The sequence below is a fragment of the Streptomyces lydicus genome, assembly GCF_000717345.1.
GTDB lineage: Bacteria > Actinomycetota > Actinomycetes > Streptomycetales > Streptomycetaceae > Streptomyces > Streptomyces lydicus.
In genome coordinates, this window is sequence record NZ_JNZA01000114.1 from 1 (window position 1) to 274 (window position 274).

At 54.7% G+C, this 274-nt stretch carries 1 rRNA gene; it reads left to right on the top strand.

What is annotated here, in order from left to right:
• Positions 1-155 precede the first annotated feature (155 nt).
• A 5S ribosomal RNA gene (gene rrf / locus OO62_RS36225) occupies positions 156-272 on the top strand.
• Positions 273-274: the final 2 nt, after the last annotated feature.

Consider the following 274-nt stretch of genomic DNA (forward strand, 5'->3'; position numbering starts at 1 on the left):
ACTGGGTTGATAGGCCAGATATGGAAGCGCCGTAAGGTGTGGAGTTGACTGGTACTAATAGGCCGAGGGCTTGTCCTCAGTTGCTCGCGTCCACTGTGTAGGTTCTGAAGTAACGACCGTTGTAGCTTGGCTCCGGTTGGTTAACTTCATAGTGTTTCGGTGGTCATAGCGTTAGGGAAACGCCCGGTTACATTTCGAACCCGGAAGCTAAGCCTTTCAGCGCCGATGGTACTGCAGGGGGGACCCTGTGGGAGAGTAGGACGCCGCCGAACAA